Source organism: Bariatricus sp. HCP28S3_F11, from assembly GCF_052065395.1.
In the GTDB taxonomy this organism is placed as follows: Bacteria; Bacillota; Clostridia; order Lachnospirales; family Lachnospiraceae; genus Allocoprococcus.
Genome location: NZ_JBQHUC010000007.1, coordinates 102,935 through 118,373, shown reverse-complemented (window position 1 = coordinate 118,373; position 15,439 = coordinate 102,935). Strand labels below are relative to the sequence as shown.

General features: G+C 44.9%; 16 protein-coding genes, 1 pseudogene and 2 other annotated features (1 of these 19 only partly in view). Of the genes and pseudogenes, 1 reads left to right on the top strand and 16 read right to left on the bottom strand.

Annotation, left to right across the window (positions count from 1 at the left end):
• Positions 1-116 precede the first annotated feature (116 nt).
• From nrdD to ACTNBR_RS05510, 9 genes and pseudogenes are all read right to left on the bottom strand, one after another.
• Positions 117-1,244, bottom strand: a pseudogene (nrdD, locus tag ACTNBR_RS05550) (anaerobic ribonucleoside-triphosphate reductase); the annotation flags it as partial.
• Positions 1,245-1,553: 309 nt separating this feature from the next.
• Entirely contained in the window at positions 1,554-1,751 is a 198-nt protein-coding gene (locus ACTNBR_RS05545; RefSeq protein ID WP_427820497.1) for a hypothetical protein, read from the bottom strand.
• Positions 1,752-1,835: 84 nt separating this feature from the next.
• Positions 1,836-2,072, bottom strand: coding sequence for an L-2-amino-thiazoline-4-carboxylic acid hydrolase (locus ACTNBR_RS05540; RefSeq protein WP_441016864.1), 237 nt, complete (start codon positions 2,070-2,072; stop codon positions 1,836-1,838).
• A gap of 1 nt (position 2,073) precedes the next feature.
• Positions 2,074-2,298: a hypothetical protein gene (locus ACTNBR_RS05535; protein ID WP_441016867.1), complete on the bottom strand. Its 225-nt coding sequence runs from the start codon at positions 2,296-2,298 to the stop codon at positions 2,074-2,076.
• A gap of 279 nt (positions 2,299-2,577) precedes the next feature.
• Positions 2,578-3,351 carry an ABC transporter ATP-binding protein gene (locus ACTNBR_RS05530; RefSeq protein ID WP_427805564.1) on the bottom strand — a complete coding sequence of 258 codons (774 nt, stop codon included), beginning with the start codon at positions 3,349-3,351 and terminating at the stop codon, positions 2,578-2,580.
• Positions 3,338-4,225, bottom strand: coding sequence for an ABC transporter permease (locus ACTNBR_RS05525; protein WP_427805563.1), 888 nt, complete (start codon positions 4,223-4,225; stop codon positions 3,338-3,340). The genes ACTNBR_RS05530 and ACTNBR_RS05525 overlap by 14 nt, the downstream gene beginning before the upstream one ends.
• A 72-nt stretch (positions 4,226-4,297) precedes the next feature.
• Positions 4,298-5,305: an ABC transporter substrate-binding protein gene (locus ACTNBR_RS05520; RefSeq protein WP_427820494.1), complete on the bottom strand. Its 1,008-nt coding sequence runs from the start codon at positions 5,303-5,305 to the stop codon at positions 4,298-4,300.
• Positions 5,306-5,440: 135 nt separating this feature from the next.
• Positions 5,441-5,689 (bottom strand) — a binding site (T-box leader).
• Positions 5,690-5,727: 38 nt separating this feature from the next.
• Positions 5,728-7,128 (bottom strand): alanine/glycine:cation symporter family protein, encoded by a 1,401-nt coding sequence (locus ACTNBR_RS05515; RefSeq protein WP_427805561.1) that lies wholly within the window; start codon positions 7,126-7,128, stop codon positions 5,728-5,730.
• A gap of 68 nt (positions 7,129-7,196) precedes the next feature.
• Complete coding sequence (locus ACTNBR_RS05510) at positions 7,197-7,748, bottom strand: hypothetical protein (protein ID WP_427820789.1); 552 nt, start codon at positions 7,746-7,748, stop codon at positions 7,197-7,199.
• 125 nt (positions 7,749-7,873) lie between these two features.
• Here ACTNBR_RS05510 and ACTNBR_RS05505 point away from each other — a divergent pair, with 125 nt between their 5' ends.
• Positions 7,874-8,230, top strand: coding sequence for a helix-turn-helix domain-containing protein (locus ACTNBR_RS05505; protein ID WP_441016870.1), 357 nt, complete (start codon positions 7,874-7,876; stop codon positions 8,228-8,230).
• Positions 8,231-8,238: 8 nt separating this feature from the next.
• Here ACTNBR_RS05505 and ACTNBR_RS05500 read toward each other — a convergent pair whose 3' ends face one another.
• The 7 genes from ACTNBR_RS05500 to ACTNBR_RS05470 form a co-directional block, all read right to left on the bottom strand.
• Positions 8,239-9,096, bottom strand: coding sequence for a bifunctional 5,10-methylenetetrahydrofolate dehydrogenase/5,10-methenyltetrahydrofolate cyclohydrolase (locus ACTNBR_RS05500; RefSeq protein ID WP_441016873.1), 858 nt, complete (start codon positions 9,094-9,096; stop codon positions 8,239-8,241).
• 23 nt (positions 9,097-9,119) lie between these two features.
• The gene (locus ACTNBR_RS05495; RefSeq protein ID WP_441016876.1) at positions 9,120-9,746 is read right to left on the bottom strand and encodes a cyclodeaminase/cyclohydrolase family protein; all 627 of its coding nucleotides are present in this window, start codon (positions 9,744-9,746) and stop codon (positions 9,120-9,122) included.
• Between the two features lie 248 nt (positions 9,747-9,994).
• Positions 9,995-10,918 carry a homoserine O-acetyltransferase MetA gene (gene metA, locus ACTNBR_RS05490; RefSeq protein ID WP_427805556.1) on the bottom strand — a complete coding sequence of 308 codons (924 nt, stop codon included), beginning with the start codon at positions 10,916-10,918 and terminating at the stop codon, positions 9,995-9,997.
• Positions 10,919-10,938: 20 nt separating this feature from the next.
• A complete protein-coding gene (locus ACTNBR_RS05485; protein WP_427819005.1) occupies positions 10,939-12,294 on the bottom strand; it encodes an AI-2E family transporter in 1,356 nt (451 codons plus the stop codon).
• Between the two features lie 275 nt (positions 12,295-12,569).
• Positions 12,570-12,884: a DUF1540 domain-containing protein gene (locus ACTNBR_RS05480; protein WP_427805554.1), complete on the bottom strand. Its 315-nt coding sequence runs from the start codon at positions 12,882-12,884 to the stop codon at positions 12,570-12,572.
• A 58-nt stretch (positions 12,885-12,942) separates the two neighbouring features.
• The gene (gene thrS, locus ACTNBR_RS05475; RefSeq protein ID WP_427805553.1) at positions 12,943-14,868 is read right to left on the bottom strand and encodes a threonine--tRNA ligase; all 1,926 of its coding nucleotides are present in this window, start codon (positions 14,866-14,868) and stop codon (positions 12,943-12,945) included.
• 47 nt (positions 14,869-14,915) lie between these two features.
• Positions 14,916-15,338, bottom strand: coding sequence for an acyl-CoA thioesterase (locus tag ACTNBR_RS05470; protein WP_427805552.1), 423 nt, complete (start codon positions 15,336-15,338; stop codon positions 14,916-14,918).
• Positions 15,339-15,406: 68 nt separating this feature from the next.
• Positions 15,407-15,439 (bottom strand) — a binding site (T-box leader); it runs 184 nt beyond the window's last position.

The following is a 15,439-nucleotide window of genomic DNA, read 5'->3' as shown; positions in this document are numbered from 1 at the left end:
CTACGTTGGTACGGCACATAAGCAGGGATACAATGCTTACGAAGCAATCAAAAATGCGATCTCAGGCCACCCTGATTTCATCTTTGAATAAGGGTGGTTCTGAATAGTTACCTTGGAACATACCCTTTTCCGGTAAGGCTCAGCCAATCAGGATACATCGTTTTTCTCGAACATTCAATCCCGGCTTCAAACAGATCCTCCGCCGGAGCTCCCGGTCCATGAAGCTTCTCATCATACAGAAATACAAGTTTCGGGAATAATACCGGCTTTTTATGTCCGGCCTTACCCTGACCGTTCTTGCGAACCTCCAGCATAGTTTTCGTAATCAGCTTTCCATATTTACTGATATTCGTTCCACTCGTCACGGTGATGAACGGATAGTCCCCGCGGCTTGATGAAACAGAGTTGAATTTATATTCCCATCCCTGGAAGCCCTGCTCCATCTCTTTTTCAAGATCCTTCCACGCTACTTCCTGTGCGGCCTCTTCCGGAAGCCCCAGTGAACGATATTTTTCAAGATGTAATTTATGTGACTTCTCGGCATATGGCTCCAGGATCTCATCCACACTCGGCACCGTAAATCCTCCGTACTGCTGGCTTGCAGCGCTCAGCACAATATCTCCGATCACATCAAAGGCTGTGTCCAGTGTCTTGGGTTCATTATACCACAGATTTCCCATCTCGAACCCTCCGGTCAGAACATTTTTCACATCAAACAGGCAGCAGTTCATCGTATCCCTGCGCGCTGACATATCGTGAATATAAATATACCCTTCCCGGATCGCCTGAAGCTCCTCCACAGTCAGGAAAAATTTCTTATAAAGCTCTTTGTTCAATTCATTGAAAATCAGACTTCTCTTCGTAGACACCAGCGCACTGTCCGTATTACTGTTCTCCTTATCCCCGATGTACATGATCGACTGGCTCTTCCGGTAAACCTCATCCAGCATGTGCACAAAATCCTGCTTATAATTCCGGTAATCCCGGTAACTCTTTGCCACGATCGGATTCACTTTCTCCAGAGCGCCTTCCACCACATTGTGCATCTGGGCAATCTGAATCTCCTTCACTCCCAGCTCAAGGACCTTCTCTTCCACAAACCGGCAGATGAACTGAATGTCTTCCTCCGTAAACTGAATCAGGGCACGATAGGCAGATTTATTGACAGCCACAACGACTTTCTGTACATTAAATTCTTCTTTCGTTCCGTCCTTCTTGATCACTCTGACATCCTTCAGATCCATAAATCGTCTCCTTTCTACTATATATTGTGTTTGTTGTATTATTTTAAAACAATATTATGTGCTTTATTTTGCTTTTCTATTTTACCATTTCTCCCGGATTAAGTCAATGTTCTTGTATTTACTGCTCCAAATATAAACATGAAAAAGTTAATGTACGCTCTTGGCACGTAGCCCGCAGTAAATGCTGGCTACTGTGTGAAAAGTAACATGAAAAAAACAGACATTCCACGTATGAACACGAAACATCTGCTTTTTCTAAATCCCCCTATCCTTTAAATTATCCACAGTTTCGACCATAATCTGATGATCCTATTCCGGCTGCTCGGCCTCCTGTTCAGGTAGCACGATTCCACAGCAGGTGAATGACCCGAATCCTGCGGATGCAATAATATTTCCACAGACCGGACATACTCCTTCTGCGTAAGTTTTTTCTTTTCTCTCAGTTCTTTTCTTGTTTTTCCGATTACATATCCCATTTACATTTACCTCTCTTTGCTGTTTTTTCATAGCTTTATTGTATCTTCCATTTAAAAAAACAGCAACCTACGAAGCGTAGAGCAACTGTGTGCCAGGCAACCATGAGACTTCCTTCTATTTCTTTCTCCTCACGAACCGGATCTTACACACCTCATCCCCATTCGCAATCGTCGCGGGCAGATCCAGCTCGCATCCGAAACTCTCCGCAATTCCCCTGTCACCACACATCGCATGATCACAGAGCACCCGGATTTCCTCATCCGTACATCCCTGCTTCTGCCACGCTTTCACCAGCGGACAATAATGAAAATCAATATCCAGATGATCATCCGTACACTGCTTGATATCCATCTCAAAAACCCACTGTGCAAACTTCGAAAACAACGTTTTCTTCAGCCCCTTCAGCTAATCCCTGCCGCCTGCCTTCTTTCGCAGATTTGCCCCCCTGATAAAGACCACATCTGCGGATCGCATCCGGCGCATACTCCTTCGAATCCAGCCCTTTCTTCTTCGCCTCATCACAAAGCAAATACATCCAAAGCGCCCGGTGCCCTCGCCCCAACAAACTCTCCCTCAACCTCCCCTTCCTCATCCCACCAGCGCCAGGGGCCCTCGCCCCGCACGCGCGTCCCCCAAACAACCGTACGTAGAGTCCTTGGGAAGTACCAGCCCGCGCAGATGTTCGGTAGGGATTACGGAGGTTAAGCGAAGCGCGGTGGAAATCCGTGCCAAAAATGTTAGGGCCCGAGGTGGGCGACCCATTGGTCAACCATCTCGGACCCTTACAGTTTTGTGCACTAGTTCCACCGCAGCGCAGCCTCGGAGTAATCCCTACCGAGCATCTGCGCGGGCGTCCCTAATTCCCACACTCAATACTTATTTCATTAAACATCTTCAATATCTCATCCACCGGCATCTTCGCCTTCTCTTCCCCGCTCTTATCAATCACGCACTCACCCTGGTGCATCATAATAAGCCGGTTTCCATACTCCACCGCATATCTGAGATTATGCGTCACCATAATTGTAGTCAGTTTCTTCTCCTTCACGATCTTATCCGTCAGTTCCATGATCAGTTCCGCCGTCTTCGGATCCAGCGCTGCCGTATGCTCATCCAGAATCAGGAATTCGATCGGCGTCATGGTAGACATCAAAAGTGCCATCGCCTGCCTCTGGCCTCCAGAAAGAGATCCCACTTTCACATCCATCTTATCCTCAAGTCCAAGGCCAAGCTGCGCCAGAGATTCCCGATAATACTCGATTCTGGCTTTATTCGTTCCTCTTCCCAGTCCAAAGAACTTTCCTTTATTATCCGCCAGTGACATATTTTCAAGAATCGTCATGGACGGGCAGGTTCCCATCGCCGGATTCTGATAAACCCTTCCAATCTTCCGGTTTCTTTTATATTCCTTTTCCCTGGTAATATCCTTTCCGTCGATCAGAATGCTTCCCGCTTCCACCGGAATACTTCCGCAGATAATATTCAGCATAGAAGTTTTGCCTGAGCCGTTGCTTCCTACCACCGAAACAAATTCTCCATCGCGAATCGTCAGGTTAAAATCCTGAAAAAGACACATTTCATTGACGGTTCCCGGATTATAATACTTATGAATATCTCTAAGCTCCAGCATTCTTCTTCACCTTCTTCTTTCTCTCCATACTCAACACCAGAATCACAAGGAACAATACTGCCGTAATCAGTTTCATATCCTGCGGTTCAAAGCTTCTCAGCGCAATTGCCACACATGCCTTGTAGATCACAGAGCCTACAAGTACTGCCGTTGTCGTCTTCATAAATGTCAGATTCTTGAAAATGCTCGTACCAATAATAACACTTGCAAGTCCGATGACCATAGCACCGGTACCACTGGAAATTTCGAACACTCTCTCCTCCTGACAAAACACACATCCCGCCAGCGCTACAAGTCCATTTGCAATCGCAAGGCCGAGGATTTTAACATTTCCCTGATCTTTCGCCAGAGAAGTCACCAGCTTATCGTTGTCACCGACGGCACGGAGCAGATAACCTGACTGAGTTTTCATATAAAGATCCAAAAGAATTTTGCAGAATATTGCAATGATCAAAATCATGATCAGAGTACTGTATTTTGATAATGCTTCCGGAACCACTTTATCAATTACATCATTTTTAAAAATTGTTTTCTGCGAAAATAACGGCACATTTGCAGTTCCGGCAACTCTCAGATTGATGCTCCAGAGTGCTGTCATCATAATAATGCCGGACAACAGATCCCGCACTTTACATTTCACATGAATCAGTCCCGTACAGATTCCCGCGATCACTCCAACCAGAAATGCCGCAACAAGTGTCAGGTACGGATTCACACCTCTCGTAATCAAAAGTGCTGTCACCGCCGCTCCGAGAGGAAAACTTCCATCTACGGTCAAATCCGGAAAATCCAGTATTTTATATGTGATATAGATTCCCAGAGAAAGGATACCGTAGATCAGCCCCTGCTCCAGAATAGACACTGCAAAACTCATGCCATTAAACCCCGCTTTTCTTCAAAATCGTATAATTCTAATCCAATAAACGTTTTACTTGATACTAATATATTACTCAGCAATACTGTCATAAACTTCCACTGCACCGGAAACCAGATCATCGGAAAGTGTAATTCCAAGATCTGCAGCAACCTTTGTATTCAGATAAAGTCCTGCCTCCGTGATGGTCTCAAAGTTAATCTCAGAAGCTGCCGCCTCACCTTTCAGCACTTTAGCTGCCATCTTACCAGTCTGCTTTCCAAGCGCTACATAATCCAGACCTTCTGCTGCAAGACAACCGATCTTAACCTGCTCGATTTCACTTCCGAATACCGGAACCTTCGCTGCGTTTGCTTTATCCAGAATAGTTGCAAGCGAATTTACAACGGTATTGTCTGTCAGATTGGAAATGCAATCTACTTTTGTCAGAAGATCATCTGCTGCCAGTGCGATTTCTGATGTATTCGTGATTCCCTTTTCTACCAGTTCAAAACCATAATCACCGACTTTTTCTTTGTATTCTTCAATCGCCGAAACACTGTTTGCTTCACTGGTTGTATAAATGATACCGATCGTCTTTGCATCCGGGAGAACCTCTCGGATCATTCGAAGCTGCTCTTCAACCGGCAGCTTATCGCTTGTTCCTGTCACTTCACCGACCGGTTTACCGTCTGCATCCGCAAGCTCTGCTGCAACCGGGTCCGTTACTGCTGTAAAGATAACCGGAATGTCGGAATCCATTGCTGCATTGTATGCGCTCTGCGCACTTGGTGTCGCAATGCCACAGATCATATCCACCTTGTCAGAAACAAAACTGCTCGCGATCTGGGAAGCCGTTCCCATATCCGCTGCCGCATTCTTATATTCAATCGTCAGGTTCTTGCCTTCTTCAATCCCCTCTTCTTTTAGTCCCTCAATAAATCCTTCACGGCAATTATCCAGAGATCCGTGTTCGGCGAACTGTGAAATACCGATTGTATAACTCTTCTCGCCACTGCTTTCTTTCTTAGCGCCACATCCTGCCACCATTGTAACTGCCATTGCCATGCTCAAAATTACTGCTACTGTTCTCTTTTTCATAATTTTTGTCTCCTTCTCTTTTCATAATGATTGACCTTCTTGCTTCATTCCATATGCCCGGAATTCTGCTTTCGTTAGTAAGAAGTACGACTTTCATGTCTGCCACGATAATAAAAAGCGCCCCAACCCTATCCGGATTGAGGCGGTAATAAATTCATATTAACGCGGTACCACTCAACTTCAACAGTCTGACTGTCCTCTTCCATGTACTAACATACACTCCACATTGATAACGGGTCGGGTTCCCGACATACCATACTCTCCAAAGATTTCAGGCTGCCCTCAAAAGTCCATTCAACTATCAGCTCCATACGGCAATCACACCCCCTGCCGCTCTCTGTGATCTTGCTTTGATAATCTACTACTCTTTCTCAACGGTTTCTATTCTATAGAAAATATCCTAATACATTCTTTTTCATTTGTCAACAGTATTTTTTTACGACTGGAACCGGCGTTGTGTCTCTTGCATCAATATTGTTAATATACTTTCGGGTCTCTGCCACGATGACTGAAGAAAGGGCAAGAACAGCGATCAAGTTCGGAATCGCCATAAATGCATTTAACGTGTCCGCAATCAGCCATACCAGATCCAGTGCAGCCACTGGAGCGATTGCCGCTACAATGATGTAGAGAATACGATAAGGAACCAGCGCGCGCTTCCCGCCGAAATATTCCACACAACGCTCCCCATAATATGCCCATCCAAGTACTGTTGAATATGCAAATGAAATAATCCCCACAACCAGAATAATCGGACCGATAACCGGGATCTGGCTGAACGCCATAGAAGTAAGCACACCTCCGTCACTCACCTCATTCGCATTGATCGCCGGATTCTTCATAATCGTTGATACCAGTACCAGCCCGGTAAGCATACATACCACAACCGTATCCCAGAAAGTACCTGTTGCCGAAACCAGAGCCTGTCGCACCGGATTTCGTGTCTGCGCGGCCGCTGCCGCGATCGGTGCAGATCCCATACCGGATTCATTTGAAAACAGTCCACGCGCAATTCCATATCTCATGGCAAGCATGATTCCTCTTCCCACAAGACCTCCGGCCACCGCTCCGGGAGTAAAAGCCATCTTCACGATCGTCACAAGTGCCGGAATAATATAATCATAATTCATTCCAAGAATAATGACGCATCCCACAACATAAAACAACGCCATAAACGGCACCAGCTTCTCGCATACATTTGCAATTGTTTTAATTCCCCCGAAAATCACGATCGCAGTACAAAACGCCACAACAATCCCAATGATCCAGGGCTGAATCCCCAGATTTTCTTTACATACAGTAGCAATTGCATTGACCTGTGTGGCACAACCGATTCCAAATGATGCAAATGCCGCAAAAAAAGCAAACATCAATCCAAGAGCTTTTCCTAGTTTTTTGTTCTTCAATCCATATTCCAGGGCATACATTGCCCCTCCTTGCATTCTCCCATCCTCAGTCTTTACGCGGTATTTCACGGCGATCAGTGCTTCACTGTATTTCGTGGCAATTCCAAATACCCCGGTAAGCCAGCACCATAATACCGCTCCCGGCCCTCCGAGCGCCACTGCAGTTCCTACCCCGATAATATTACCTGTTCCGATGGTTGATGCAAGCGCCGTAGTCAACGCTCCGAACTGGCTGACCTCCCCTTCTCCATCCGGATCCTTCGCAACAGACAGACGAATCCCCCTGAATATATATCTCTGAATTCCTCCGGTTCGTACGGTCATAAAAATATGGGTTCCAAACAGCAATACAATCATAGGCCATCCCCAGACAACCTTGTTGACTGCTTTCACGACTGTGTTAATTACATCAAGCATGTTCTCTCCTCCTGCTAACGTATAAAGATATTTAATTATACAAAATTATTGAAGAATTAACAACGCTTTTATTCCTTAAAGACATAGTATCTTCCCCATTTAATATCATGAAAATAGCATTCTTCCCCCTGGATGACCAATTCGTATATATCATCTTCCATACCGGATCCCGTCACATGATTATGATAATAATACACACCCTTTTCCCGGTTCTTGACTTTCGTGATAATGTCCTCAACCACCTCGGGGATAGGCATGGTATTTTTAGAAGAAGTAGACCATTTCCGGATCATCCCTCTCACCTGGCTTTTATTTAATTTCACTTTTCTGGCAGAATAAAACGGTTTCGGGAACACTTCTCTTTTATCCAGATTACCTTTTCTCAGCACACGCTCAAACAAATCTTCGTATTTACTATATTCCATCCCCAGTTCCAAATATGCCTGTATATTGAGCAAAGCGCCAGTCAGATATTCGTTTTTCGGTTCTTCCGCATAATAATCAAGCAAACGTTCTATACTGCCCGTAAGGGTATGTTCTCTTGGCACACCACGTCTGGATGCGGTACTTACTGCCAGTTTTATCGCTTCGATCTCCTCCCTGTATACTTCAAAATCCATTCTTTTTTCCCTCCTTTTGTTTACATCTTAACAGTCATTTTGCATATTTGTAAATATTGTTTGTTTTATACGCCATTTATTTTTCATATTCCAATGCTAAACTATTTTTTAGAGAGGTAATGGTTATGAGCAAAGAATTTGGTAGCCGCGTACGTCAAGCGCGTAAAAACGCAGGTATGACTCAGGCTGAATTAGCAGAAAAAATGAATCTTGATACAACGACAATCAGCCGGATCGAAAATGGAAATCTTTCCACATCATTTTCTTCTATGCTGAATTTTTCCAAAGTACTTAACGTCCGTTTTGAGTATCTGATCTGTGATTACCTGGAAGAGAAGCCATCCATTTCCGATCCGCTTGAACTGGAAATACTGGATCTGTTACGTCCTCTTCCAGAGCATTATAAACGTTATATCCGCGACAATATCCAAAGTCTTATCCGGGAATTCCCTGCAACGCCGGATTCTGAAGATAAGACTTAACCATTGTTCTATTCCAGATGGGCAAGATATTCTGCTGCTTTTATGACATGCAATGCCAGTACGGAAGTCGTCACACTTCCGACGCCACGTGGTACCGGACTTATGAAGGACGCTTTTTCAAGTGCTCCTTCATAATCTACATCTCCACACATTTTCCCCTCTGCGTCTGCATTGATTCCCACGTCTGCGACAATTGCTCCTTCCCCAATCATATCGGAAGTAATCATCTTTGCTCTCCCTGCTGCTGCCACCAGAATATCCGCATTTCTGCACGTTTCCGCCAACTCGGCCGTTCTGGTATGACATACCGTTACCGTCGCGTTTTTCTGAAGCATCAGCATGGCAAGCGGTCTTCCAACAACCATGCTTCTGCCTACAACCGTCACCTTTTTTCCACAGACATCGATGCCGTAGTGTTCCAGCATTTCCATGACAGCTTCTGCCGTACAGGGCGCGAAACCGGATTGATCTCCTGCAAATACCTTTGCCAGATTCACATCACTCATACAGTCCACATCCTTATACGGATTGATCATTTTTCTCACCGGTTCCTCATCCAGATGCGCCGGAAGCGGACGGAAAAGCAAAATGCCATGCACCGTTTCATCCGCGTTGACTTTGCGAAATTCCCCTTCAAACTCCTCCTGAGAAATATCTTCCGGGAGTTCTTTTACGCGGCATTCAATTTCGGTAAGCTCCATCCTTTTTTTTGCTCCCCGCTCATATGACAGGTCATCCGGTCGCTCTCCGATTCGAATAATCGTGAGACAAGGTATAATCCCTTCCTGCTTCAGTCTGTCCCCTCTGCTGATAATTCTTTCTTTCATCGCCTTTGCCACTTCTGCCCCTAACATTTCTATTGCCATTTTCTCTTTTCCTTCCTTCTCGTTTACCTTATTTTTTCCAGAACGCCATGATATACCTGCTGCTCCAGTGTTCTTCCACGGGCAATCCATGCATCCGCACGTTGATTCAGTTCTTCCGCATACTGCCTGTCTTTCATCAGTCTGGTATTGATAAATATATTCAAAGACGCACCTTCCAGAGACGTCTTGGCAAACAAAATACCGACTCCTGCGTCGCTTACTGCAAGGCGACTTCCTTTCTCTTCGAGTCCCTGCAGAAGTTCCATCACTTCAATAGAGACCTCCATAATCTCAAGCGGCACCCGGCAGGCTTCGCGAAGCGCCGTCTCCATCACCTGTTCTTTTAACTTCTTCTGTTCTTCCGTTTCTTTTGGCATTCCATATGCCTTTGAAAGCGGCTCAAATGCCTTCGCATCCTCATCAACCAGACGTGTCAGTTTATCGCGCAGCTGTTCCAGCTTTTTCATGCTTTCACATATTTCTTCTTCCACATCGGCATATTTCTTCTTACCGGTCGTCAGATTGCCTACCATCAATCCAAGCGCTGCTGCATAAGCACCTGCTGCCGCCGATGCGCCGCCTCCTCCCGGAACCGGTGCCGATGAAGAAAGTTCTTCCAGGAACTCTGTCGTTTTCTTTTCAAGCATCATATATAATTCCTCCCAGATTCAAGAATGCCCGGGCACTCCTGCCGCATTCTCTAACTTATTACTTTGACCCTCATTATATGTGATGATTCAGAATCTGTAAATAGTTTCTTTACTGTCAGCCGTCCCGTTGTCAGCAAATGAAAGATTCCAGTACCATACATCTGTTTCCATATAAAAAAGCACCGCAGGAAGATTATCTCTTCCCTTGGTGCTTTTATATAGATTGCTTACTTATCCCACCGATCAGCCTAAAACTGCGGTGTCCCAATCATGTCATACGGCGTTGCCTGATAGACATAGTAGTTCAGCCAATTCCCATACAACGTATTCCCGTGTGCCCTCCACGTAAGAAGCGGCTTCTGTTCGCAGTCATCATTTGGATAATAGTTAACCGGAAGTTCAATCGGAAGATTCTTGCTCTTGTCACGTTTATATTCCTGATCCAGTGTAATTCTGTCATATTCCGGATGTCCCATCACGAAGATCTGTCTGCCGTCCTCTGCCATGACAAGAAATGCTCCGGCAACATCAGATTCTGCCAGTATCATTAGGCGGTCATCCTCCCTGATCTTTTCGATCGGAACATCTGTGTGGCGGGAATGCGGTGCCAGGAACACATCGTCAAATCCACGTACAAGCGGTATTTTCCGGTTCATCACTTTATGTTCAAATACACCGAAAAGCTTGGACGGAAGCTGTACTTTATCAATTCCATAATGGTAATAAAGTGCCGCCTGTGCCCCCCAGCAAAGATGGATCGTAGATGTCACATTCGTCTTGGTCCATTCCATGATTTCCTTCAGTTCTTCCCAGTAATCCACTTCTTCAAACGGCATCTGCTCAACCGGCGCTCCGGTGATGATAAAACCGTCAAATTTCTGGTTTTTCACTTTATCAAAAGTTTCGTAAAACCGGTTCAAATGGTTTGCCGAAGTATTCTTCGACTCATGACTCTTCACCGTGACAAACACAATATCCACCTGCAGCGGAGTATTGGAAAGCGACCGCAGAAGCTGAAGTTCTGTATCTTCCTTGAGCGGCATGAGGTTCAAAAGCCCGATCCTGATCGGACGGATATCCTGATGAGTCGCCCGGAACTCATCCATCACAAATATATTTTCTTTTTCCAGTATCTCTTTTACCGGAAGATCATTCTGTACACGAATTGGCATAATAAAATTCCCCTTTTCTACTATTCATTGTTCTTTTCATCTTCATCCACAATCGTTATATCGTCACTGATAAACTCTCCTTTTTCGTTCACATAACTCTTTACTCCGTAGTGAACTGTGGTCAACGGGAGATTCTTACGCTCTAGCCTCTGGCTGGTAATCATACTAATAATATAATAAATCACCGCAAAAGTAGGCACTCCCATGATCATACCAACGAACCCGAACATTCCCCCTCCGATCAGGATGGAAAATACGACCCAGAATGGGGAAAGTCCTGTTGAATTACCGAGTATCTTCGGACCGATCACATTTCCGTCGATCTGCTGTAGTACCAGTATAAAAATAATAAAATAAAGGCCCTTTTTCGGATCGCTGAGCAGGATCAGAAATGCACTCGGAATCGCACCGATGTACGGTCCGAAGAAAGGAATCACATTTGTCACTCCAACAATTACACTGACAAGAAGCGTATATGGCATCTTAATCAGCGAAAGACCGATAAAACAGAGTACACCAATAATTGCGGAATCGATAATTTTCCCGATAATAAAACCGCCAAAAATTTCGTTACTTTTTTTCGTAAGATGCAGCAACATATTGGCATGATTCGTTTTTAAAAAAGCGTAGGTCATTTTCTTGCACTGGGCAGAATACTGTTCCTTGCTGAACAGGAGGTATACGGACACGATCAGTCCGATCAGGAAATTCAATACCTCATTCAGGATATTCAACACTCCCACCGTGAGATTTGACATGATCGTATTTACCTGCGGCATCAGATCCGTACGCAGCCAGTTCTGCAGGGTTGTTGTTCCCTCTTCCAGAGCATTTCTCATCAGGATTCCCATTGCCGTATCGGACGCCTGCAAATGATTAAACCAGTCGACTACATTATTCAACTGTCCCGGCAGCGTGATGATCAGGTCCCGGATGCTTTTTACCAGCTCCGGTATCAACATATTACAGAGTGCTGTGATCAAAGCAAATAAAAACACCAGTGACAGGATCACTCCGATTCCTCTGGAGCATTTCTTTGCTCGATTCTTTTGCATGTATTTCTCCAGTCTTGGAACCAGAATACGATCTACCTGCTTGACAATCGGATTCAGAAGATACGCAATGACCATTCCATAAAGAATCGGTTTCAATACATCAATCACCATGGAAACAGCGTTCGTGATTGAATCCAGACGCAGTAATGCAAAATACAGGACCACACATGCCATAATGACCAGAAACATGGTCATTCCCCTGCTAAATTCCTGCCGGAGTTTAGACGGGCCTTCTTTACCGAATTGCGGCCTTTTCACATAATACGGAGCAGAAGCAGGATCATCACTTTTTCTTTCCTGCAGCTTCTCATCATTTTCCATTCATTCTTCACCTTTTCTCTTAAATCTGTCTTCTTTAAGACACGATTTCTTTTTCTCATACATCAGCATTATACCGTCAAAATTTACTCTATGCAATAGATTTTCCGTGGCAATCTCCAAAATCCTTTTCTAATAATTCAAGTTTTTCATACAAGTCTCATTCCTTTTCCGAATAGCTGAATGCATAAAAAGACCACCTTCAGGTTGATCGGATACCTAATTTGATATACGTTCCCAATGGTGGTCTTCTCATTTTTCTTCCAGCTGTTTATCTGCTACTTACAGGTAAACGTCGCACATTCTGTCTCTTCGCACTGGCAGGCCTGACTTCCTTCGACACTGATCTTTCCGGCATGGCACTGACATTCATCATTATACTTACAATCCGTTGCCTTGCAGTCGATCTGGCTGGTCGGGGACGCCTCTCCCATCACATTACTGTAGGTTCCGCTTTTGCGCTCTTCGAAGCTGTCACAGCAAGTCTCTTCTGCCGTTTTTGCGGAATTTCCTCCCACAGTAATCGCATTCAGATCACAATAAAAATCCTTGTTATGCATGCATGTCTGCACGGTACATTTTAATTCCGGCATAATACACCCTCCTTCTCTTATCAGAAATCAAATTATATTATGCCCTTATTCTGACTTCTTATTCTTTCGTTTTTACTTCTCTTACCGTTCTTGCCTTGATCTCCATTTTGATCGCCGCAATAAAGTCAGAGAGCATTTTCTGCCCCTCGTCTCCTTCGAAACGGCTTCTGACAGATACCAGACCCTCTTCCTCTTCCTTCGCTCCTACAACAAGCATATACGGAATCTTCTGCATCTGAGCCTCACGGATCTTGTAACCGATCTTTTCAGCACGTGTGTCTACTTCTGCACGGATTCCTGCATTGTTCAGTTCTTCCAGAACTTTGTTCGCATAATCCATATATTTGTCAGAAATCGGCAGCACTTTAACCTGAACCGGTGCAAGCCATGTCGGGAAGGCACCTGCAAAATGCTCGATCAGGATTCCGATGAAACGTTCAATGGATCCGAACGCTACACGGTGGATCATGATCGGCTGATGCTTTTCTCCGTCAGCTCCTGTATATTCACATCCAAAACGAAGCGGAAGCTGGAAGTCTAACTGAATCGTTCCGCACTGCCAGGTTCTTCCGATTGAGTCTTCCAGATGGAAGTCGATCTTCGGTCCGTAGAATGCACCGTCCCCTTCATTTACTACATAGTCAAGGCCAAGATCATCCAGCGCACCGCGCAGAGCATCGGTAGCCATCTCCCAGTCTTCATCACTTCCCATGCTGTCCTCCGGACGAGTGGAAAGTTCTACATGATATTTAAATCCAAACAGACTGTACACTTCATCGATCAGTTTGGCAACCCCCTTGATCTCATCACGGATCTGCTCAGGCATCATGAAAATATGTGCATCATCCTGTGTAAAACATCTTACACGCATGAGACCATGGAGCTGTCCGGATTTCTCATGGCGGTGAACCAGTCCAAGCTCTCCCATACGAAGCGGCAGATCACGATAAGAACGTGGTTCAGACTGGTAAACCAGAATTCCACCCGGACAGTTCATCGGCTTGATTGCAAAATCTTCTTCATCAATGACCGTTGTGTACATATTGTCTTTATAATGATCCCAGTGTCCGGACGTTTCCCACAGCTGACGGTTCAACATGATCGGAGTGGATATTTCCACATAACCTGCTTTGTGATGGATCTCTCTCCAGTAATCCAGAAGCTGGTTTTTAAGAACCATTCCCTTCGGAAGGAAGAACGGGAAGCCCGGTCCTTCTTCTTTCATCATAAAAAGTCCCAGTTCCTTTCCAAGTTTTCTATGATCACGTTTCTTTGCCTCTTCCATCATTGTCAGATACGCATCCAAATCTGCTTTCTTCGGATAAGCTGTACCATAAACTCTCTGAAGCATTTTATTCTTTTCGCTTCCGCGCCAGTAAGCCCCCGCAAGGCTTGTCAGCTTAAATGCTTTTACCTGTTTTGTATTCATCAAATGTGGTCCCGCACAGAGATCTGTAAATTCTCCCTGAGTATAGAAACTGATTTCGGCATCTTCCGGAAGGTCTTCGATCAGTTCCACTTTATAAGGTTCTCCCTTTTCTTTAAAGTATTCTATTGCTTCATTTCTCGGCTTGGTAGAACGTTCAAGCGGAAGTCCTTCTTTGACGATTTTCTTCATCTCTGCTTCGATTTTTTCCAGATCTTCTGCCACAAGCGGTGTCTCGCGGTCAATGTCATAATAGAAACCGTCTGCAACGGAAGGTCCGATTGCAAGCTTTGTATCCGGGTAAAGTCTCTTGATAGCCTGTGCCATAATATGAGAAGCCGTATGACGGAACGCGCCCTTTCCTTCTTCGTCATTAAATGTCAGGATACTCAGTGTACAGTCTTCACTGACCACCGTTCTGAGGTCAACCACCTCACCGTTTACTTTCCCGGCTGTTGCTGCTCTCGCCAGTCCTTCGCTGATGTCTTCCGCAATTTCAATTACGGATTTGCTTTGGGCATACTCTTTAACAGATCCGTCTTTCAATGTGATTTTCATATTTTTTCCTCTCTTTCTATGTTTCTTTTAACTTGAAACTTCCTTTGTCAATCCTGGTCGTTTTCCAGTGCTTCTATAAATTTTTCATGATAATCCGGGTATTCCCGTTTGAGCGAGATCGGCCTCCCCTTAAGATTCAGGAAACAATGCCTTGTCAGTCCCCGGCAATGAACCATCTGTGTTTTCTCATCCATTACATCGTAACTGATTGTAAGCTTGATCCCGTTATACTCTTTCACTTTCGGATAAATCGTGACCGTATCTCCAAAATGTACCATCCGCAGATACTCCGCCTCGACTGCCAGCACCGGGCTTATGATCTCCCGGGCTTCCATCTCTTCATAAGGCATTCCAAGCTGTTCCAGATAATCGATTCTCGCCTCTTCAAACCAACGGATGTAATTGGAGTGGTGTACGATCTTCATCTGATCCGTCTCGTAATACTGCACTTTGTGTCTGTATGCTTCCATCTACTTCTCACTCCTTCCGCTCATATATGCATGGCAACAAAAAATCCCCTGCAGCATAAACATCTACTGCAAGGGACGAGTCAACATCATTACTCGCGGTT

What these genes read in the sequence shown, in the direction of transcription:
- ACTNBR_RS05545 (WP_427820497.1), bottom strand. Translation starts at nt 1,751, where the DNA reads ATGAAAAAACAGCAAAGAGAGGTAAATGTAAATGGGATATGTAATCGG.
- ACTNBR_RS05540 (WP_441016864.1), bottom strand. Translation starts at nt 2,072, where the DNA reads ATGGATATCAAGCAGTGTACGGATGATCATCTGGATATTGATTTTCAT.
- ACTNBR_RS05530 (WP_427805564.1), bottom strand. Translation starts at nt 3,351, where the DNA reads ATGCTGGAGCTTAGAGATATTCATAAGTATTATAATCCGGGAACCGTC.
- ACTNBR_RS05525 (WP_427805563.1), bottom strand. Translation starts at nt 4,225, where the DNA reads ATGAGTTTTGCAGTGTCTATTCTGGAGCAGGGGCTGATCTACGGTATC.
- ACTNBR_RS05520 (WP_427820494.1), bottom strand. Translation starts at nt 5,305, where the DNA reads ATGAAAAAGAGAACAGTAGCAGTAATTTTGAGCATGGCAATGGCAGTT.
- ACTNBR_RS05515 (WP_427805561.1), bottom strand. Translation starts at nt 7,128, where the DNA reads ATGCTTGATGTAATTAACACAGTCGTGAAAGCAGTCAACAAGGTTGTC.
- ACTNBR_RS05510 (WP_427820789.1), bottom strand. Translation starts at nt 7,748, where the DNA reads ATGGATTTTGAAGTATACAGGGAGGAGATCGAAGCGATAAAACTGGCA.
- ACTNBR_RS05505 (WP_441016870.1), top strand. Translation starts at nt 7,874, where the DNA reads ATGAGCAAAGAATTTGGTAGCCGCGTACGTCAAGCGCGTAAAAACGCA.
- ACTNBR_RS05500 (WP_441016873.1), bottom strand. Translation starts at nt 9,096, where the DNA reads ATGGCAATAGAAATGTTAGGGGCAGAAGTGGCAAAGGCGATGAAAGAA.
- ACTNBR_RS05495 (WP_441016876.1), bottom strand. Translation starts at nt 9,746, where the DNA reads ATGATGCTTGAAAAGAAAACGACAGAGTTCCTGGAAGAACTTTCTTCA.
- metA (WP_427805556.1), bottom strand. Translation starts at nt 10,918, where the DNA reads ATGCCAATTCGTGTACAGAATGATCTTCCGGTAAAAGAGATACTGGAA.
- ACTNBR_RS05485 (WP_427819005.1), bottom strand. Translation starts at nt 12,294, where the DNA reads ATGGAAAATGATGAGAAGCTGCAGGAAAGAAAAAGTGATGATCCTGCT.
- ACTNBR_RS05480 (WP_427805554.1), bottom strand. Translation starts at nt 12,884, where the DNA reads ATGCCGGAATTAAAATGTACCGTGCAGACATGCATGCATAACAAGGAT.
- thrS (WP_427805553.1), bottom strand. Translation starts at nt 14,868, where the DNA reads ATGAAAATCACATTGAAAGACGGATCTGTTAAAGAGTATGCCCAAAGC.
- ACTNBR_RS05470 (WP_427805552.1), bottom strand. Translation starts at nt 15,338, where the DNA reads ATGGAAGCATACAGACACAAAGTGCAGTATTACGAGACGGATCAGATG.